This window comes from Desulforhopalus sp. (genome assembly GCA_030247675.1).
GTDB lineage: Bacteria > Desulfobacterota > Desulfobulbia > Desulfobulbales > Desulfocapsaceae > Desulforhopalus_A.
The window spans coordinates 44,283-63,739 of the sequence record JAOTRX010000003.1 but is presented as its reverse complement, the minus strand read 5'-3'; the positions used below and the strand labels follow the sequence as shown (position 1 = coordinate 63,739).

The 19,457-nt window shown below is 54.1% G+C and carries 20 protein-coding genes and 1 pseudogene; 12 read left to right on the top strand and 9 right to left on the bottom strand.

Annotated features, from left to right (window positions below; all coding sequences use genetic code 11):
- Positions 1–51 precede the first annotated feature (51 nt).
- The 3 genes from OEL83_07605 to OEL83_07595 all read left to right on the top strand — a co-directional run bounded on the left by OEL83_07605 (position 52) and on the right by OEL83_07595 (position 4,614).
- Positions 52–1,335 carry a hypothetical protein gene (locus tag OEL83_07605; protein ID MDK9706903.1) on the top strand — a complete coding sequence of 428 codons (1,284 nt, stop codon included), beginning with the start codon at positions 52–54 and terminating at the stop codon, positions 1,333–1,335.
- A 1-nt stretch (position 1,336) separates the two neighbouring features.
- Entirely contained in the window at positions 1,337–2,080 is a 744-nt protein-coding gene (kdsB, locus tag OEL83_07600) for a 3-deoxy-manno-octulosonate cytidylyltransferase (GenBank protein MDK9706902.1), read from the top strand.
- A 371-nt stretch (positions 2,081–2,451) separates the two neighbouring features.
- Positions 2,452–4,614 carry a methyl-accepting chemotaxis protein gene (locus OEL83_07595; protein ID MDK9706901.1) on the top strand — a complete coding sequence of 721 codons (2,163 nt, stop codon included), beginning with the start codon at positions 2,452–2,454 and terminating at the stop codon, positions 4,612–4,614.
- A 94-nt stretch (positions 4,615–4,708) separates the two neighbouring features.
- Here OEL83_07595 and OEL83_07590 read toward each other — a convergent pair whose 3' ends face one another.
- Positions 4,709–5,341, bottom strand: a complete 633-nt coding sequence (locus OEL83_07590) for a hypothetical protein (GenBank protein MDK9706900.1) — start codon at positions 5,339–5,341, stop codon at positions 4,709–4,711.
- A gap of 103 nt (positions 5,342–5,444) precedes the next feature.
- Complete coding sequence (locus tag OEL83_07585) at positions 5,445–5,843, bottom strand: RNA-binding protein (GenBank protein ID MDK9706899.1); 399 nt, start codon at positions 5,841–5,843, stop codon at positions 5,445–5,447.
- A gap of 190 nt (positions 5,844–6,033) precedes the next feature.
- Between OEL83_07585 and OEL83_07580 the strand changes: the two genes are divergently transcribed.
- The 3 genes from OEL83_07580 to OEL83_07570 are packed head-to-tail and all read left to right on the top strand — an operon-like array spanning position 6,034 to position 10,474.
- Positions 6,034–8,385, top strand: a complete 2,352-nt coding sequence (locus tag OEL83_07580; GenBank protein MDK9706898.1) for a hypothetical protein — start codon at positions 6,034–6,036, stop codon at positions 8,383–8,385.
- A gap of 5 nt (positions 8,386–8,390) precedes the next feature.
- Positions 8,391–9,428 carry a phosphatidylserine decarboxylase gene (locus OEL83_07575; protein MDK9706897.1) on the top strand — a complete coding sequence of 346 codons (1,038 nt, stop codon included), beginning with the start codon at positions 8,391–8,393 and terminating at the stop codon, positions 9,426–9,428.
- Complete coding sequence (locus tag OEL83_07570; GenBank protein MDK9706896.1) at positions 9,425–10,474, top strand: prolipoprotein diacylglyceryl transferase; 1,050 nt, start codon at positions 9,425–9,427, stop codon at positions 10,472–10,474. The genes OEL83_07575 and OEL83_07570 overlap by 4 nt, the downstream gene beginning before the upstream one ends.
- 83 nt (positions 10,475–10,557) lie before the next feature.
- Here OEL83_07570 and OEL83_07565 read toward each other — a convergent pair whose 3' ends face one another.
- Positions 10,558–10,986, bottom strand: a complete 429-nt coding sequence (locus tag OEL83_07565) for a C-GCAxxG-C-C family protein (GenBank protein MDK9706895.1) — start codon at positions 10,984–10,986, stop codon at positions 10,558–10,560.
- A gap of 158 nt (positions 10,987–11,144) precedes the next feature.
- On the opposite strand from OEL83_07565, the pseudogene OEL83_07560 reads away from it, so the two are divergent.
- Positions 11,145–12,029 (top strand): annotated as a pseudogene (locus OEL83_07560) (LysR family transcriptional regulator).
- 12 nt (positions 12,030–12,041) lie between these two features.
- Here OEL83_07560 and OEL83_07555 read toward each other — a convergent pair.
- The 3 genes from OEL83_07555 to OEL83_07545 are packed head-to-tail and all read right to left on the bottom strand — an operon-like array spanning position 12,042 to position 13,025.
- On the bottom strand, positions 12,042–12,401 hold the full coding sequence (locus OEL83_07555) for a tyrosine-type recombinase/integrase (protein ID MDK9706894.1): 360 nt from the start codon (positions 12,399–12,401) through the stop codon (positions 12,042–12,044).
- The gene (locus OEL83_07550) at positions 12,394–12,627 is read right to left on the bottom strand and encodes a tyrosine-type recombinase/integrase (GenBank protein ID MDK9706893.1); all 234 of its coding nucleotides are present in this window, start codon (positions 12,625–12,627) and stop codon (positions 12,394–12,396) included. The genes OEL83_07555 and OEL83_07550 overlap by 8 nt, the downstream gene beginning before the upstream one ends.
- Positions 12,591–13,025, bottom strand: coding sequence for a phage integrase N-terminal SAM-like domain-containing protein (locus tag OEL83_07545; protein MDK9706892.1), 435 nt, complete (start codon positions 13,023–13,025; stop codon positions 12,591–12,593). Before OEL83_07545 ends, OEL83_07550 begins: the two co-directional genes overlap by 37 nt.
- A 198-nt stretch (positions 13,026–13,223) precedes the next feature.
- Between OEL83_07545 and OEL83_07540 the strand changes: the two genes are divergently transcribed.
- The 5 genes from OEL83_07540 to OEL83_07520 all read left to right on the top strand — a co-directional run bounded on the left by OEL83_07540 (position 13,224) and on the right by OEL83_07520 (position 17,289).
- Positions 13,224–14,285, top strand: a complete 1,062-nt coding sequence (locus tag OEL83_07540; protein ID MDK9706891.1) for a hypothetical protein — start codon at positions 13,224–13,226, stop codon at positions 14,283–14,285.
- Positions 14,286–14,392: 107 nt separating this feature from the next.
- The gene (locus OEL83_07535) at positions 14,393–14,650 is read left to right on the top strand and encodes a DUF4177 domain-containing protein (protein ID MDK9706890.1); all 258 of its coding nucleotides are present in this window, start codon (positions 14,393–14,395) and stop codon (positions 14,648–14,650) included.
- Between the two features lie 360 nt (positions 14,651–15,010).
- Complete coding sequence (locus tag OEL83_07530) at positions 15,011–15,670, top strand: PEP-CTERM sorting domain-containing protein (GenBank protein ID MDK9706889.1); 660 nt, start codon at positions 15,011–15,013, stop codon at positions 15,668–15,670.
- Positions 15,671–15,794: 124 nt separating this feature from the next.
- Positions 15,795–15,959 (top strand): transposase, encoded by a 165-nt coding sequence (locus OEL83_07525; protein ID MDK9706888.1) that lies wholly within the window; start codon positions 15,795–15,797, stop codon positions 15,957–15,959.
- A gap of 319 nt (positions 15,960–16,278) precedes the next feature.
- Positions 16,279–17,289 carry an NAD(P)-dependent glycerol-3-phosphate dehydrogenase gene (locus tag OEL83_07520; protein MDK9706887.1) on the top strand — a complete coding sequence of 337 codons (1,011 nt, stop codon included), beginning with the start codon at positions 16,279–16,281 and terminating at the stop codon, positions 17,287–17,289.
- Positions 17,290–17,503: 214 nt separating this feature from the next.
- Here OEL83_07520 and OEL83_07515 read toward each other — a convergent pair whose 3' ends face one another.
- From OEL83_07515 to OEL83_07505, 3 genes are all read right to left on the bottom strand, one after another.
- The gene (locus OEL83_07515; GenBank protein ID MDK9706886.1) at positions 17,504–18,982 is read right to left on the bottom strand and encodes a PLP-dependent aminotransferase family protein; all 1,479 of its coding nucleotides are present in this window, start codon (positions 18,980–18,982) and stop codon (positions 17,504–17,506) included.
- A 99-nt stretch (positions 18,983–19,081) separates the two neighbouring features.
- The gene (locus tag OEL83_07510; protein ID MDK9706885.1) at positions 19,082–19,315 is read right to left on the bottom strand and encodes a hypothetical protein; all 234 of its coding nucleotides are present in this window, start codon (positions 19,313–19,315) and stop codon (positions 19,082–19,084) included.
- Positions 19,308–19,457, bottom strand: coding sequence for a hypothetical protein (locus OEL83_07505; GenBank protein MDK9706884.1), 150 nt, complete (start codon positions 19,455–19,457; stop codon positions 19,308–19,310). Before OEL83_07505 ends, OEL83_07510 begins: the two co-directional genes overlap by 8 nt.

Sequence of the window (19,457 nt, the reverse complement as noted above, 5' to 3'; positions counted from 1 at the left end):
GGGCTGGTTGCCTTTTGCCGTCTCTCCCTTGCCTTTTCCTGGACTGCACCCTTGATACCATTGATCCTGCCTCTCTATAATCTTGCCTGGTCCCTGGCCATGCCCTTTTTGCACCGCTCGCCACGGCTTGCCCTCGGCTGGGAACAGCGAACCCTGCGGGACGCAGCAACCGGGCCCTTTGACCTGTGGATCCAGGCGGCCTCGGGCGGCGAGGCCTTGCTGATTAATATGGTCCTGCAGGAACTTGCCGCGACCCTCCCGCCGCACCGGAGTCTGCGGATACTCGCCACCTCCGGCACCAAACAGGGCGTCGACAGCCTGGAGAAAGGCCGGGCGCAGTTGCCCGCCGGAGACGGCCTAGCAGTCACCATTGCCTATTTCCCCTTCGATGCGCCACAGCTGATGGCCAGGGCCTTTGCCATGTTTGCCCCGAAACTTGCGGTCATCGTCGAGACGGAGCTGTGGCCGGGCTTCTTGATCCAGGCCCGAAAAAACCATGTGCCGGTCTTGCTCATCAATGGCCGGATGTCGGAGAAGAGCTTTCGCTCCTACCGCTATTTCCGCGGTTTCTTCCGGAACTACGGGCCGGAAAGGGTCTGGGCCATCTCACCGCTTGACGGCGGCCGTTTTGCCGGTGTCGTCGGCAGGGAGCGGGTCACCCTCATGAATAATATCAAGTTCGACCGCATCGAGCCAAAAGACGACCTCAATGCCGACACCCCCATCGCCGGTCTCCTCCCAGCCGCCACCCCCTTTGTCCTCCTCGGCTCGGTACGCCGCGAGGAAGAAGAGCTGATTCTCCGAACCATAACCGCAACGCTGGCTGAGCGCTCTGATATCGTTATCGGCCTCTTCCCCAAGCATATCGAACGGGCCGACCACTGGCTCCACCTGTTGCAGGCTGCCGGCGTCACGGCGATCAAACGCTCGCAGGTGCTCGAAAGGCAGCAGCCGGGAACAGTCATCGTCTGGGACGTCTTCGGGGAGCTTGCCGGGGCCTATGCCCTGGCCGCGGCGGCCTTTGTCGGTGGCAGCCTGGTAAATTTGGGTGGCCAGAATTTCCTTGAGCCGTTAGTATTCGGCCTGCAACCGATCATCGGCCCCTATTGGAAAAACTTTGCCTGGGTCGGCCGGGAGATCGTCACCTCCGGCCTGGTTAAAGAGGTCGCTGATGAAACCGCGCTGACAACGGCCCTGCTTGCGGCCATTGACGGCGGCAGGCCAAGGGCTGCGGTCATCGAGGAGGTTCGCCGTTTCTTCCAGCCGCGCAGGGGCGGCACAAAGCTTGTATGCCAAGAGATTATTGAAAAACTTCAAACGCTTGAGATAGACTAAGATGACCACCTTCCCGCCCTGTTACGGCATCATCCCGGCCAGATACAAATCGCACCGCTTCCCCGGTAAACCGCTCGCCGATATCCTCGGCAAGCCGATGTTCTACCACGTCTACGAACGGGCGGTCAGTTGCCCGCTGCTCGCCAAGGTCTGGCTGGCAACCGATGACCAGCGGATCTTCGATGCGGCGGAAAGGCTGGCGGTGCCGGTGGTGATGACCAATCCCGACCATCCCAGCGGTTCCGACCGGATCATGGAGGCGGCGGAGATCCTCGGCCTCGAAGACTCTTCGGTCATCGTCAATATTCAGGGCGACGAACCGGCCCTTGACCCGGATATGCTGCGCCGCCTGGTCGAGCCCTTTGCCGATCCGGAGATCCAGGTCACGACCCTTGCCCGGATCATCGATGCCAAACAGGCGGAAAATACCGACCGGGTGAAGGTGGTTCGTTCGGTGAAGGGCCAGGCCCTGTATTTCTCGCGGTCGAAGATCCCCTTTATCCGCGACGATGCCCAGACCGACACCGATTATCTCCTGCATATCGGCATCTATGCCTACCGGCTGTCGGCCCTTAGAACCTTTACCTCCTTGCCCCCCAGCCCCCTGGAAGAGATTGAAAAGCTCGAACAGCTGCGCTTTCTTGAGGCCGGCATCGCCATCACCGTCGTCCTCAGCGATTACCAGGGATTCGGCGTCGACCGGCCGGAGGACCTGGAGCTTATCGTCCGCCAGCTGCAGGGCTGAGAGCCCCGCAAGGCCATATGTTTACTACAAACCGACCAGCTGCTTGATTCAGCAACTCGCCGGCAATTCCACCCTCACAGCCAACCTAGCAGTCCCCTCGAGCCAAAGGGCAGGATTTCCCTGCCGCTCAATCCCTTTTCTGCCAAAAAAGACCCGTGAAACCGGCAAGGTGCCTCCCCGGTTCATCTTTTTTCTTTTTTTTACAACACCTTGAGTTTTCGTTTTTTTTATGATGAAATCACATTGTGGGATGAATTTGGCAATTGGAATACGGCATCAGTTTGCGCAGACAAGCTGCTCAACACAACTATTACCATCGGCATCAACGGAAGGAGGGGGGACAAGATGATTCCACAATCAGGAGGACAGCTATGAAATTAACCATCACGAAGAAAATCCTGGGAGTGAGCTTGCCGTTCTTTCTTATCTTTGGTGGTGTAGTTCTCTTCCTGAGCATCAATGGTATCGAGAACCAGGGCAAGCAGGGGCTGGAAATCATCAACTCGACGATGCAAAACGATAAAAAGGAGAAGCTCACCGATCTTGTCCGCAACACCTTCGAAATCCTCTCCAGTCAGTACAAAACCGCCCACGACCCCGCCAAGATAGCCAAGGCCTATGAAAACGAGCTGCAGTCAGTCGTCAATCTGGCCTTTTCGGCGATCCAGGCCATCTACGATGAGGCCGGCCAGACCGACAGCTGGAAGAAGGAACAGGCCCTGAAAATCATCAAAAACATGCGCTATGCCGGTGACAATTACATATGGATAAACGACATGAAACCGAACATGGTCATGCATCCGATGAAACCGGAGATGGATGGCAATGACCTGTCAACCTACAAAGACCCAAATGGCAAATTTCTCTTTAACGAGATGGTCAAGGTGTGTGCAAAGGACGGCCAGGGCTTCGTTGATTATATGTGGCCAAAACCCGGCAAGGACAAGCCGGTACCCAAGCTTTCCTACGTCCGGCTCTTTAAACCCTGGAACTGGGTGGTCGGCACCGGCGTTTATCTTGAGACGGCAGAAAAATACTTCATGGAGCAGGCCAAGGAGCAGATCGGCAATCTCCGTTTCGGCCCGGATGGCAAGGACTATTTCTTCATCCTCGACACGGACTTGAAGATGGTCATGCACCCGCTTAAACCGTCGATGAACGGCATCGACCAAAGCGATTACCGCGACCCAAAAGGCAAGTTGCTCTTCAAGGAGATGGTCGAGGTGTGTAAGAAAGACGGCCAGGGCTTTGTCGAATATCTCTGGCCAAAACCCGGCGAAACCGACCCGGTAGCCAAACTGAGCTATGTCCAGCTTTTCAAGGAATGGGGATGGATAGTCGGTACCGGCATCTATGTCGATGATATAGACAAGGCCATGGCCAAACAAAGAGAAAGTGTTCATGGCGTTATCGACGAACAAAAAACCCTCATCATCAGCGTAGTCGCGGTTATGGTTCTCGTGGTCGGCGGAATGCTGGTCTTTGTCGTCACCAGTATCGCCAAACCAATCCGGGCAACCGATGCCTTTTTCAAGGATATCTCCGAGGGAGAAGGCGATCTCACTGCCCGCCTCAGTGTCAAAAGCAACGATGAAATCGGCGACATGGCCAAATCGTTCAACATCTTCGCCGACAAACTGCAGGGCATGGTCGGGTACATCGCTCATGAATCAGAGGAAATCAACAACTCCTCAGGGTCACTCTCGACCATATCCGCGGACCTGACCACCGTCGCCGATGAAACCCTCGGCAAGTCGAATACCGCCGCCGCAGCCGTCGAAGAGATGTCGGCCAATATGTCGACAGTGGCAAGCTCCGTTGATCAGGCTGCGGCCAATGTCAACGCGGTGGCCTCGGCCATCGAGGAAATGACCTCGACGATCCACGAAATCGCCGAGACCTCGGAAAAAGCCAGGGCCATCACCGACAATGCCGTCAAGCAGTCATCCGAAGCCTCGGTAAGCGTTGACGCGCTGGGTACCGCCGCCAAGGAGATCACCACGGTACTGGAGACGATTTCGGATATCTCGAAACAGGTCAACCTCCTCGCCCTCAATGCGACGATTGAGGCGGCAAGAGCCGGCGAGGCAGGCAAGGGATTTGCCGTTGTTGCCAATGAAATTAAGGACCTGGCCAATCAGACCGCCAATGCCAGCGACAAGATCAAGGAGCGTATCGATTCCATCCAGAGCACCACCTCGGCGACGGTGCGGGTTATCGAAAATATCAGCCAAGTCGTTGGCGAGAACTCGGAGATCGTTAACACCATTGCCACAGCGGTTGAAGAACAATCGGTGACCGCCAAGGAGATTTCGCAAAACGTCGCCCAGATCTCGATGAGCGTACAGGAGATAAACCACAATGTCGCGGAAAGCTCCCTGGTATCGCAGATGATTGCCAAGGACATCGCCGAGATGAACAAGGCAAGTAACAAGATGAGTAAAAGCGCCAACCAGGTCAAGGAGAACTCCAGCTCCCTGGATTTCCTGGCAAAATCCCTCAAAAAACTGGTATCGAGCTACAAGTTTAATTAATCCCGGCTCGCCCTTCCCGGCTGGGGTAAACCCGGCCGGGAATTTCCTGCCAGACCTTCAAACCCCATAGCCTGAATTCAAACCGGCTGTGGCACTACCCGGTCAGCAATTTCTTCAGCCATTTCCAGGGGAAAAGCATCGATACCTGCCCCTGGTAGCGGCGATAACTGTCGCCATACTCGTGGAGTATCTTCCGCTCTTCCAGCAGGGTGCCAATCACCAGATACAGGCTGAGGATACCGGCGGCGATTACAATTGGCTGGGGATAGTTTTCGAAAACCGACCAGATAGTCAACAAGCTGCCGAGATACCAGGGATGGCGGGTTATGCCGAAGACGCCGACGGGCAGAAAACCATGATTGGTACTGAGCAGCACCGATGAATTTCCTTGGCGCAGCTGATCAATACCCAAAAAAGACCGGAAGTCATAAAGCCTCGCTCCTCCCCGAAAAAGCAGCAAGGCAGTGCCCAGCAAGAGAATCCGCGCCAATGCCCCGCCCCACCCCGGCCAGCGAAATACCACCCCTCCGTCAAGCAGATGGGTGTAGGCCGCCAAGGGCAGAAATGTGGCAAGCGCCAGTCCATTATAAAGAAGACGATACCAGCAAACCAGGCGAGGCTGCCGGACCTTCACCCAGCTGCTCACCGAGGTGTCGATCAACAGGCTGTGGACGGCACACCAGCTCATCCACAGGACTGCAAGGACAATACCTTGCGCGACGGTCATAGTTCAACCCCGGCAAACGGGACAGGACAGCTGCCGTCCGGTACGGCAACAAGGACAAGGTGGCAGCTGATGGTATTGGTAAAACGCTTGACTTCGATGGAAATTACCCCTGGGAACGGCCGCCCCCTTGGCCACCCCGATATCCTCCCGAGCCGCCTGGTCCTCCCCGGCCGCCGCCGGAGCCACCCCTACCGCCGCCGGGGCCACTGCGTCCACCGCCTGGGCCGCCACGGCCACCGCCACGGCTGCCGCTGCCTTCCGGTCGCGGCCGTGCCTCATTGACCACAATTGCCCGGCCTTTCAATTCCTTGCCGTTCAGTCCTTCTATTGCCGCCTTGCCTTCGGCCTCCGACTCCATTTCCACAAAACCGAAGCCTTTTGACTGCCCGGTCGTTTTATCCTTAATTATGGCGGTGGAACTCACCGTTCCATAGGCCTCGAGGGCCTGCCGCAATTCTTCCTCAGTGACGCCGTACGACAAATTCCCCACGTAAATCTTCATTCCTTTCTCCTTTGTTCATGAATGAACATCTGACCCATGCCTCACTGATGACTATATCACTTCTTTGTCATCTACTCAAATTTGCCGGCACAATCGATAAATATCCCGTCACCTCGCCTGCCACCCGGCCGTAACCATTTTCTTACAATCTTCTAGCGTGACCCTCATATCCCCGGGATACCCTTGCCCCATGAAGATTATGAACCTCTATTCGACGACCATCGGCAATTCCCCTGAAAGAGACCTGCAGCGCTTCTTCACCGCGCTGCCCCCCGGTGGCCCTACCCCATTTACCGGCGGAGACAGCAGCGTCGGCATGGAATTTGAGCTGCAGGTGGCGGTCGAGGGCGACCATGAGAATGTCGACCTGCCCAGCACCATCGGCTCGTCCACCTATTTTAAGAATGTGGTGAAACGAAGCGCCCGAGGCGATCTGTCACCGGTTTGTCTGCAATCGCTGAAGGACTTTCTCCATAAAAATACCTCGAAGGTCTGGGAAAACAGCTGGGTGCGCTTTCCGGAGAGTCGCTTGACAGCCTGGAGTAAGGAGCTTCTGGCCACCGACTTCCTGGCCGATAAATCGTGCCCGTCATCAAGGTCCCGGGCGGACCTCCACCGATTCCGCTGCACCCACCGTGGCCAGGAATGGCTCCGCCTGCCGATCAGCTACCTGCTCAAGCTCTCTCTCGCCAACGCCATAAGCGGCAGCGCCATGCCGGCGCCGGAACTCTTCGCCACCGGCAAAAGCCTCATGGACAACATGTTGAGCGACAACACCTCGCCGGAGATTCTCAGCTTCACCATCCCGGTTGCCCGCCATGGCCGGGTCGGCGACCTGGCCGCCGCCGAATCGGCGCGAACCCTGCTTTTCTGCCAGCTGCTCATCCAATACGCCAATACCACCCTGGGACTCGCCGAATCAGGGCAGAGGTGCCTGCTATACTGTGCGCCCCACGCCCCGTCGCGGCAGAAACATCTCAACACCATCGTCCCGGACAGCTACTACCGCCACCTGTTCATCAGTCCCTGTCTTTCCGGCTGGAACCGCGGCGAAGAAAAATACCGCTATATGGAGCTCTGCCACCGGACCCTGTCGCGCAGTCAGCTCAACACCGTCGGCAAACTAAAAGACGCCGGCATCATCACCAACAACCTCATGGTCCTGCCCAACACCTCCAATACCTGCCTGGCCAACAACGGCACCCATGTCTCCCTCGGCAGCAACATCCTGTCCGAGATGGCGAAAACCCCGGGTTCGCCGCTTACGCCGATGGTTGAGAAATATTGCGGCGACCTGGTCATCAAGATCGTTGAGCACTTCCTGCCGCTGCTGGTCAATACTTACAGCGCAGCCCCCTATCGCCTCGATTTCAGTGATTTTCATCCGGAAAAAGTCCTCGGTTTCCTGCCCCACGAGCTTGATTACACCCATCTGCGGATGATCTGGCGGAGATGGCAGAAGAAGGCCAAAATCGGCTTTCTCGGCAGGACCGTCACCCCCTTCGGTCCACGCTGGCTGGACAGTACCCTGGCGAAGCTCCTGCACCTGCGGGGAGACCTGGTGCCCGACTTTCGCCTCGTCGATTATCTGGTGACCCTGCTGTCGACCGAGACCAGCCCGGCCCTGAACGGTGTGCCCGGTAATCATGAGCGGTTGAAGAATGACCTGGCGGAGATGGGCATCTTTGACACGCGGATGGCGATGTACCTGCCCTACCGGCAGCGGATCTTCGCCGTCTCGGGCTATTGCGGTTTTGAGGGACGCAGCTACTCGCTGTTTCACAGCCTCCGGCAGGACATGGCCGAGGCGGTGGATATCCAGAATCTGATTACCGCCCTCGCCTACCGCTACGTCCTGTCGGGGCGGATCAAGCACCACGACATCCCCGACCAGCCGTCGATTGAAAGCGAACGGCGGCAGATATTTTTCGGCCAGGCCATCGGCATTCCCACCTTCTATGTCCGTGCCAATACCGGCAACAGGTTCCTCCAGAGGATTCTCGCTGACGTCCCCTCGCAACGCAGCAGCGGCAGATACAGGGGTTACATCCGAGTACGCCACGACGAATATAACCTCGCCCTGCTCCGCCTTCTTAAAACCGACGCCGCCGATCTGGTGGCCGAGATGGATCTCGGCCAGCGCCTCGAATCCCTGGGCGAGCGCTTGACGGTCAAATCGGCATCGACCTTTGCCAAGATCCTTGCCGGGGTCCAGGGTGAGTTGCCGGGGAAAAAGGGGCCATTCCGTTTTTCCGCCGAGATCTTCAACGGGGCAATGGAGCGCTATTACCGAACCGGCCTGAAGGCCAGCTATCTTGAAGAATCCCTGTCCGTCCTGATGGACGATTGCCGACGCCTGGAAGGCGAGGGTGACCCCTGGCTCCGCCAGGTCATGCAGGCCATCGCCCCCAACCTGACCGCCTGCCAATATATCACTAAAAACCGTCAGGCAATTCTCGACGAAACCGCCGATCCGGCCCTGCTTCAGGGCATGCTGCAGATCGGTTTAGCCATCATTCACCATGAGAGGACCACCCCGTGACAACCATGACCCAGTCGCTCCACACCCACCAGTTCATCGAACGGACATCCCGGCAAGTCGTTACCGAAAAACCGATCGGCGACCGCAGCGTTCGTTTTCTCTACCATAGCCTGCGCGAGAGCGCGCCGATCATGTTCAGGATGCTGACCTCGGCCAGGACATCGAGCCTACTTGCCTTCTGCAATTATGACCTGCCATCCAATATCAGGCGCGACGGCCGGTATCTTTTTGAAAGTATCGGCGCCGACTGGCGGGAGTGTTTCGAGCCGCTGTCTTACTACGATTCACACCGCAAGGTCTTCGAACGGCGGATTCGCTATTGGGAAACCCGGCCGATGAGCGCCGCCCCGAACTGCGTCGCCAGCCCCGCCGATGCGCGGATCCTCATCGGCAGTCTCGCCGATACCTCGGCAATCTTTATCAAGGAAAAGCTGTTCGATCCCCAGGAACTCATCGGCGCTGCCTGCCCCTGGGGTGAACGGTTTCTCGGCGGGGATTTTGCCGTCTTCCGCCTCACTCCGGAAAAGTACCACTACAACCATCTGCCGGTCAGCGGCCGGGTGGAGACCATCTACGGTATCGACGGCCAGTACCATTCCTGCAACCCCTCGGCCCTGATCGCCATGGCCTCGCTGTATTCGAAAAACCGGCGGGTGGTGACGATTATTGATACCGATGTGCCCGGCGGATCACAGGTCGGCCTGGTGGCGATGGTTGAAATCGTTGCCCTGATGATCGGCGATCTTGCCCAGACCTACAGCACCGAGGGCTACGCCGACCCGCGGCAACTGGAGCCCGGCATGTTTGTCAGAAGGGGCTGTCCGAAAAGCCTGTTTCGTCCGGGAAGTTCGACCACCGTGCTGTTTTTCGAGGCGGACCGGATAGCCTTTGCAAGCGACCTGGTCGGCAATTCCCGGCGCCAGGATGTGCAGAGCCGCTACAGCAACCGCTTCGGCAGGCCGCTCGTTGAAACCGATGTCCTGGTCCGGTCAACCATCGCCGGACCCGCAACAAAAACTCCGGCAATAGGAAAGGCCCTATGATCGACCCTCTTTTTATTGCAGGCCTCGGCTGCGTCCTCGCCTGCTATCTCGGCTGGGCGTTTAAACATCTGCCGGGGGAACGCTGGCAGATGCTGGCGGTCGTGCCAACCGGCAAAAACTGGGAAAACCGCTGGCGGGGAACCAATCTTACCTACTACGGTTTTTTCATCGCCACCAGCCAACTCCTCGCCCTAACCCTGCTCCTCGTTCTTCTGGGCGCGATGCAGGTCTCCATTGCCGGGGCCATGCTGGCGGTGCTGATCATTCTCGCAGCCTGCCTGCCGGCGGCCCGGCTCGTGGCCATGGCTGTCGAGGGAAAGCGCCATACCTTCACCGTCGGCGGCGCCTCGTGCATCGGCATCCTCCTCGCTCCCCCGGTGGTCCAGGTCGTGCAAGGGCTGGTTGCTGACCGGGGAGGTTTTTTACCGGTTATCCCGGTGCTGGCGGCGATGTCCATCGCCTATACCCTGGGCGAGGGCCTGGGTAGACTGGGCTGCATCAGTTTCGGCTGCTGTTACGGTAAGCCGGTCAAGGACTGCCACTGGCTGCTGCAGCGCCTTTTTGCCCGGAGGAATTTCATCTTCTATGGGGCAACCAAGAAAGCCTCCTATGAAGGGCAGCTCAGCGGGGAAAGACTGATTCCCATCCAGGCAATCACCAGTGTCCTCTATACCTCGGCCGCCCTGGCCGGCAGCCTGCTGTTCCTGAGCGGCGCCTTCACCTGGGCACTCATCCTGACCATTACCACCACCCAGTTCTGGCGCATCGCCTCGGAGACCATGCGTGCCGATTTTCGCGGCTTCGGCAAAATCTCGGCGTATCAGGTCATGGGAGCTATCAGCGTTGTGTATATGGTCATGGTGGCCTGCATTCTTCCGGCGCCGGACGCCAGCAACCCGGAGATTATCAACGGTTTTCCGGTGCTGTGGAACCCCCTGGTCATCCTCGCCCTGCAGGGCCTCTGGCTGGTGTTTTTCCTGGTCTTCGGCCGCAGCACGATTACCACGGCAACCATTTCCTTCGACCTTATTCGCAAACATATCTAAGAATTGCCCGGCGCCTCCTATCCCTGCACTCTAAACCGAGGAGCGCTCAACACGAGCGGGTTTGCCTGTTCACATGCCCAGCCCTATCGCCAATCGGGCCTGCCCCGGTACATCTGCAAGAGCTTGACCGTCCCCTCGCGCACCAGATTCCGGCACTCGGCCATCTGCTGTTCCGCACCAAAGCGCTCGCGCAGAACGCCGCAATTGGTCGTGCCGTGGCTGTCGACAAACTGCCGCATGATCGCCGCGCCGAACTCGGCCGGTTTGTCCCAGTTGGCACCCGGTTGCCTGCGCCCGCAGACATGGCCGATGGCAATCATGCAGCCCGACAAGACCCCACAGGTACCGGAAAATGTCCTGCCAAAGCCGCCACCAAAGGCCGTGGCGTGGGCTACCGCCATTGCCGGATCTTCGCCGATGGCCTCAAGAAAGGCCGAGACAACCGCCTCGACGCAATGATACCCGCCGCCGAAATATTCTGCTGCCCGTTCTCCCGCCTGTTGTGTTTCCATACGCTCCCTCGCTTGCATTACTAGTGGATCTGTAATTTGAACCTGCAGAGGATTTTTCCTCCACTATTGATTTACAGAAACGATTAATCTATATTATGAATCGAAACAAACGATTTAATTCGATGGTTTTCATCGTCCCAAACGATTGGTATGCATTTATGGAATTTCGACAACTGAAAACATTTCGCGTGGTCTGCAAACTGCTCAGCTTTACCCAGGCAGCCGAGCAGCTGCATATGGCACAGTCTTCGGTGTCGGCGCAGATTCGGGGTTTGGAGGAGGAGCTGCAGGTCATGCTCTTTGACCGGATCGGCCGCCGGGTCCTGCTGACCGAGGCCGGGCGAAAACTCTACGACTATGCCGGCCGTATCGAAGGAATGACCGAGGAGATCCGATCGGAGGTCACCGGTCAGCGGTTTGATCGCGGCAGCCTGACCATCCGCATGCCGGAGACGCTGGCGGCGGTGTATATGGTGCCGGTAATCGAGCAGTTCAACCGGGATTATCCGGACGTGCGGCTGGCCTTTATCAACTGCTCCGATCTGCAGCTCGCCCGGGAACTCAATACCGGAACCATCGACCTGGCCTTTTTAATGACCGAGGACCTGCAGATGAAGGATGTCCACGCCGAAGTTCTGAAAAAGGAGGAGCTGGTGCTGGCCGCCGCCCCCGGCCATCCTCTGGCGGCGAGAAAACAGCTGGCACCTGCCGATCTGCACGGCCAGACCATCCTCTTTCCCAAAACCGACTGAAGCTACCGACGCCAGTTCGAGCGGTCGCTCGAAGAAGACCAGGTAGAGTTCCGGGCTCTGGAATTTTCCAGCGGCAATTCACTGCGCGGCTGTTTAAAACGGGGCATCGGTTTGACCTATTGTCCGTCGGCGGCAATAACCGCAGAATTGCGAGACGCCTCTCTGCACATTCTGGGCTGGCCGGAGAGTTCAACCTCGGTGATCATGATCCGCCATGTCGATAAATGGTGCTCACCGCTCCTCGGGCGGTTTATGGAGATAACCAGGCAGTGGCTTGTGGCCGGTGATTGATACCGATTCCCCCTAGAACCGATCCAGCGGGCTTTGGAGTTTGCGGATATCACGGGCCATAACATGAGTGTAGATCTCGGTGGTCTTGACGTCGGCGTGACCGAGGAGTTCCTGCAGCACCCGGCTTTTCACGCCGTTTTCCAGCATATGCGTAGCAAAGCTGTGCCGCAGGGTATGACAACCGACCTTCTTATCAAGCTTCACCAATTCCGCCGCCCGTTTCACCGCTTTCTGCAGCCCGGATTCAAGGACATGGTGACGCATTTCCCGGCCGGATCGCGGGTCGATTGAACGTTCCTTTGCCGGAAACACCCACTGCCAGCCGGTTTCGCGTGCGGCATTGGGATATTTTCGCGCCAAGGCCTCAGGCATAGACCGTGCCAAAGCCTTCTTCCAAGTCTTTATGGTGGAGAGTTTTTACAGCCTGTATCTGTTTTTGCAGCTCCTGCTCAAGATTCTTGGGCAGGATGGTGGTCCGGTCTTTGCCACCCTTGCCGCCACGGACAAAGATGAGATCCTGGCCGAAATCAACATCCTGAACACGCAGACGGATGCACTCCATCAGTCGCAGACCGCTACCGTAAAGCAGTTTGGCCATGAGAGCATGTTTGCCGGTAATTGCCGCGAGCAGGCGCTGCACTTCATATCCTGGATGAGTACGGTCGGCGGCCGTTGAAGGCGCTTGCTGCGAATCGGGGCGATTTTTCCGGTCAGCGGTATATCCAAAACGTCGCGATAAAGAAAAACCAAGGCATTCAGTGCCTGGCGCTGGGTGGCAGCGGATACCTTGCCAACAGTTACCAGATCGGAGAGAAAACGCTCGACCTCTCGAGCGCCAAGGACATTCGGATGGGTCTTGCTGCCAAAATAATGGATGTAGCGAAGAATCCACTGACAATAGGTCTGTTCGGTGCGGTATGCATAGTGGTGATACCGGAGTACTTCGCACACCTGATCCATAAGGTCAAAGGTTGGATTTGGGCGAAACTTCGTCATATTTTTCTTTTGACTTTCCATAGGCAGTTATTTAATATCGCAATATGTGGAAATTATAATACTTATTTCAATAAGTGGAATTACCTGGGGCTTGTTTTCCAGGTTTATCCATTGATATAACGATAAGTGGAATTTTTATCTATCTATAGGTGTTGATATGATGGACAAATGTCCACTTATTGCACTGTTAAGGATGAAATGACTACAACGAAGAAATATGAAGTATTTTTGCAACCCTTTTCTGAAAAAATAACAGATGATTTGTTAGTCGAATTTACTTGCTCAAAATGTAAAGAGAAGGTTGTTTCGACTCCAAAAGTTCAAGCTGCTTTAAGTTCAGGTGGAATAGGACATAAATGCCATAATTGTGAAAGCTACTTAGCACTAGTCTGCTGTCCTTCTTGTAAAGCTAACTTGACTGTTGATGACGAAGAATGGGAAGAATTGGCTGGTTTAAAAGGTTCACAATGTCCTGCATGTGGAGTTTCTCTTTATAGAGTAAAGTGGGCAACTGGTGCCACAATTGCCTCGTCAGGTATTCTATGTCCTGGATTGAAAAATTGGTCATCAACAGAAATTGAAAGTTCATATTTAGATAAAGTCAGGCGAAAATTACATAAAAATAACAAAAACCTTTTTTCTGTTTTGCATCATTCAGTTGGTACACGAATGATATCATCTAAAGAATCTATGGAGTACCTTTTGTCAAATAAATGGTACTCACCATTAGTAATGTCAAATACTTCCTCACCCATCAAAGATAGATGTAAGTATAAATCTCCTTTTGATCATGGCTTTCATAGCAATCTATTTTCATTTATAAACAACTTAAGGTCAGCATTAGACATGCTTTCACAAGAAATTTGTTTTCATTTTTCTCCAACAACACCAGAAGAAGAGGTTGATCTATTCTGTGTCCACAAATACCTACCTGATAATCAAATTATAATTAAGCAATTAATTACAGCTCTCATCAATGATGAATCTTTTTTATACCTGAATAAGTTAAGAAATCTAATGCAGCATCGTAGATTACCTCTAATGGTTACAACTGGTTCCTACAATACTGATCAACTAGACACGATAAAACCACAAAATATTCACTCCTTAGCCCTTATAGAACTTCCAAAAAATCTTGATTATTTTGATGACAATCAATTGCATAATAACTTTTCAATACCATTGTTGAATACAATAGAAAATCTATATCAAAAAATTGAAAACCGTACATTAGAAATTTATAAAAATATTAATCCTTAACCAACTGTTTGTAAGGACGTGCAAACAGCCGCGCACCCCACAACAGCACGTTAGGTCCCCTTTTTTCTCTACTTGTTAATTCAATTATTCCTTCAAGGAGAAACGCAATGAACGTCTTCTATTCAAAGAAATATGTATTTCCCCTATCAATAATATCGCTTATATTTTTTGTTTCTATAATAACATTGTTTTCAAATCCTGTATCATATGCAAAATCAGGGTTTGAATATAAAATCCTTGAAAAAGAGCAAAGATCTAAATTAGAAATTTTTGAGTCTGAACTAAATAATCTTGGGCAACAAGGTTGGGAATTAGTGTCTGTAGATATGGAAGACAGGTGGTACTATTTTAAACGTATTAAATAAAATCTACGCTCTCAGTAAATATCGATTAGCTTAGGGACGTAAAGGGGACTGACTTTGATTGTTGATATATCAGTTCATAGAGGAAGAAAGCAGGAGTAGCGATCGTTTAACTGTTGGCATCCATGAAGAATTTTTAACCCAATCTGGGGATTGGTAATTTGGTTCACAGGATGCATGCTAGGCTATGTTTGATTATTGTTGTAAGTCTTTCGGTAGTTGGTTGTATAACAGCCAATAAACTTGACGCCGGAAAGGCTGCGTATCCACACGTTGCAATAGACTGCCTAGGACTGTTTCGAATAATGAAAAAGGGGGCTGAGCCAAATTTACTCATAACATATCAAAATATTAGGAGGATTAATGAAAAAGTTACATTACATTGCAGCTTTGCTTCTGATGACATCGGCTACTCATACTCAAGCAGCTACCATCTACACATACACTGGCAATTCTTTTACAGATTATTGGAATTTTAACACTCATTCAACTGATGCAACACTAACGACTCCTGATGACATCGTTACTGGAAATTTCGTTATAGAATCAGCGATGCTCCCAAATCGGACTTATTGGATACTCAGTGGTGGTCCGATCAGCTCGTTTTCGTTTACTTCGGGAGGATCTACTATTTCTAACGAGAATCTTCTTGATTTCTCAGGTTCCCTTTATCCTTCTGGCAATCCTAATTTTTGGGTAAACACCAATGCGTTGGGCGAAATTTCTCATTGGTTTATCACATTAGCTAATCAATCAAGCAGTGCCGCAATTTACTCTCGTTTTGTAGAAGATGGTTCGTTGAACTATGATCAATTTTCATATGTTTCAAGCTATTCACACTCTGCCGAGTGGGTGGGGTACAATACCTCGTCGCCTGGTACATGGACTCAACGAGATTCTAATGATCCAGTGCCTGAGCCCACTACTATGGTGCTTTTTGGTCTTGGAATATCCGGTTTATTAGGATCAAAACTTAAACGAAAGAGAAGAGAAAAAACTAAGGACAGCGGCCAGTTGAGATAATATCCAACAACCGCATTCAGCCGACGCCGGACAACAGCGTTAATTAATTCTTACGTCAGCATTATTTGGGGTCCATTATTTGGTGTCAGTGTAAGATTATATTCTGAAAAGGGCCGAAATTGGCATGCGTCTGGCGGCGGGGGAATCGCCCTTTGCCCATATTCGCTCGGCACTTGGTCTTGCTAGATTTACCGTACGCGGAAAGGCAAAGGTCAATACCCCATGGAATCTTTTCTGCATTGTCCATAATCTGATCAAGATATTCAGACATGGGGTGGGGTTTGCTTAAAGCTGAGTTGAGCAGCTTGTCTGCTCATACGAAACTTTTGCCCTTGCGGTATAAGAAAGATAAAGGATAGGAGTGTTACGGTTTTAACAAGACATTGCCGGTAATAAATTGTTTGCAATGAAGGTGAGTGTGTGGGCGATTGCAGAATCGATTGCGAATGACTATTTGAAGAAATAAGGGTATAAAAACCAGGATTAATTTGCAATTAAATGTTGATAGGATGAAGACCTCTAGCATTGAGGGTTTATGTGGACGGCAGAGGTTCGGGTGGTGTGACTCGGACTTGGAAAGTACTGGTTATAAGATCAACGAGGAATAAATGATGCAAACTGCGGTGTTGGGCAGCGGTGCCTGGGGGACGGCCTTGGCGGACCTCCTTTGTCGCAAGGGGGTGGTCACCAGATTGTGGGCACGTGAGGCCGAGGTGGTTGCAACCATCAACGGTGAGCACCAAAACACGCTCTTCCTGCCGGAGGTGGAGCTTTGTCCGGAGCTGGTCGCCTCGAGCGACGCCGGCTGGGTGCTGCATGGCGCCGAGGTGGTGCTGGTGGTCGTCCCCAGCCAGTTTCTGCGTACCACCCTGTCGGCTCTGAGGGCGCATTTGCCGCAGCGGCCGGTCATTGTTTGTGCCAGCAAAGGTATAGAGCTCGATACCCTTGAGCCGATGTCGGCGGTGGTGGAAGAGGCCTTGGCGGGGCTTGCGCCCCGTTATGCCGTGCTTTCCGGGCCATCATTCGCCTTCGAGGTGGCCGGCCGTTTACCGACCAGCGTTACCCTCGGCTGCGGTGACCGGGAACTCGGCCGCGCCCTGCGCGATCACTTTTCCACACCGTTCTTTCGTGCTTACAGCAGCCCCGATTTTCGTGGGGTTGAACTCGGTGGGGCGCTCAAGAACGTCATGGCTATTGCCGCCGGCATCTGCGACGGGCTTGGCTTCGGTCACGACGCCCGTGCCGCCCTGATTACCCGCGGTCTTGCCGAGATGTGCCGTCTTGGGGTGGCCATGGGAGCAAGGGCCGAAACCTTCATGGGTTTGTCGGGCATGGGGGATCTGGTGCTAACCTGTACCGGCGATCTGTCACGTAACCGCCAGGTCGGCCTCAAGCTCGGCCAGGGCATGAAGCTTGCCGATATCGTTGCCGGGACCCGGACAGTCGCCGAGGGGGTCAAGACCGCCAAAGCGGTGTTCGGTCTTGCCGGAAAACTGAGCGTCGAGGTGCCGATCACCGAGCAGGTCTACCGCATCCTCTATCAGGATAAGGACCCGGCAGAGGCAGTGCGCGAACTGATGGGGCGCAGCCTCAAAGATGAGGACGGCGGCGAAGCCTGACACTGAACAAGCGTTAATTGGAGTCAGTGCAAAATAGATTCTGGAAATCTGCTTTTTATACCTCAAGGACATAAGTTTCGTTTGAGCAAACAAGTTGCTCAACTCAGCTATATACCACAAGGGCATAAGTTTCGTTTGAGCAAACAAGTTGCTCAACTCAGCTATAACAGGACGCGCGCCGGCAATGCGGGCCCAAGCGGAACATGGCATGACCTCAGGGGATATTGCGGCCATTGCCGGAGGTCAGTGAGTACTCGGCGATAATCCGGCCAAGGGTCTCGATCGCCCGTTCCGTTTGGCCGGTAAAGGGATGGCCGCAACTGATGCGGATGCAATTGTTCAATCGCCCGCTGCTTGTGGTAATCGCCCCGGGAACGACGCAGATTTTTTTATCCCAGGCCCGTCTGAACAGTTCCATGCCGTCAACCCGCTCATCCAACTCCACCCAGAGAATATACCCGCCGCCCGGCGTCGACAGCCTTGTTCCCTCGGGGAAGTGGCGGCCGATGGCCGCGGCAGTGCAACTCACCTGATTGCGGAAGGCCGAGCGAATCTTGCGCAGATGCCGGTCGTAATGCCCATTTTCCAGGAAATCGGCAAGGATAAGCTGGGGAAATTTCGAGGGAACAGTATAGGAGTTGATTTTCAGCTGATCGATTACTTCCTTGAACCTGCCGGGAATAATCCAGCCGACCCGGAAATCCGGGGCAAGGGTTTTGGAAAAGGAGGAACAGGTAAGAACCAGCCCATTCCTGTCGAAGGTTTGGAGCGCAGGGGGACGGGAGACACCGAAATACAGTTCGCCGAAGATATCGTCCTCGATAAGGGGAATTGCATGCTTTTCAAGCAGGCGCACCAACTGTTCCTTCCGCTCGGCCGGCATATCGAATCCGAGGGGATTTTGGAAGGTCGGATTGACCAAACAAGCTGCCACCCGGTTGTCCTGCAAGGCTTTTTCGAGAATGTCGAGATCAATGCCGGTGCTCGGGTCGGCTGGAATTTCCAGGGCGAGCAGTCCGAGGTTCCTGAGCAACTGCAGGTAGCAGGTGAAGGTCGGGGACTCGGTGACCACGATATCGCCGGCCTTGGTTACCGCTCGCAGGCACAGCTGGATGGCATCCATGCAGCCATGGGTGATGATGATGTCTTCGGCATTAAGGTGCCGGCCTACGCCGACCGCCCGGCCGGCTATCTGCTTCTTGAGCGCCGGAACACCATTGGCTGTTCCGCATTCCAGCCCCGTCCCCTTGAAGTATGTCGCAGAAATCCTCTGGGCGGCCTGCGCCAGCTGTTTGGCTGGCAGGAGCTGGCTTGCCGGCAGGGCGGCACCGAAGGGGGCGACATTGTCGTTGTTGAGAATCGCCAAAATCGCTTCGGCCTGGGAGGCAATGGTAATTTTCCGCGGCCGATCGGCCTTGCACCACATTCTTTGCGACGGCAGAGGCAGGTTTCTCAACAAGGGCCGGACATAATATCCCGACTTTTCACGCGGTTCCACCAATCCTTGCCTTTCCAATTCTACATAGGCCTGGTTGATGGTGGTGATACTTAAACCTGTCCGGGCGCGCAGGGACCGCAAGGAAGGCAGCCGGTCTCCCGCCCGGTAGAGCCCGGTTTTGATCTGTTCTGCCAATTCGCCTGCCAGCCGCCGATAGTGGAAATCCGCGACCGGCGCCACGCCATGATCTGTCATCGCTGTCAATCTGTTATGGTCAAAAACCTGCCCTTCTGTATCTGTTACTTACTTAGCAAAGGGATTATTCTCGTGCAATAAAGAAAGAATATTCCCCTTCTAAAAATCCAGATTGGCTATGTTATGATTCTGATAGATTATTTGATTTTCCTCCTGTCGCCGGAGGATTCGTCGGACAGGCCTATTGAACCCGGTAGAAATCAAAAGATGGCGCGATTCGACAACCGCTTCCATGGAGCTGTAAAGATTTTTTTCTGGATTGGGGTGACGGTGGGTTTCTGGATTGGTTTGCTGCTTTTCCTGCAAAGGATTTCCGCCGTGGTATTCAGCCATCAGCCTCCTCTTTGAGGCTTATGTTTGCCGTCACCAGCCAGTCGGAACCGGCAATATTGGCGTGAAAGCCCACATACAATACCAGCAATAGGGGCCCGGTCTTGGCCAAGGCCCCGGCTGCCAGCAGAGATATGGTCTGCAC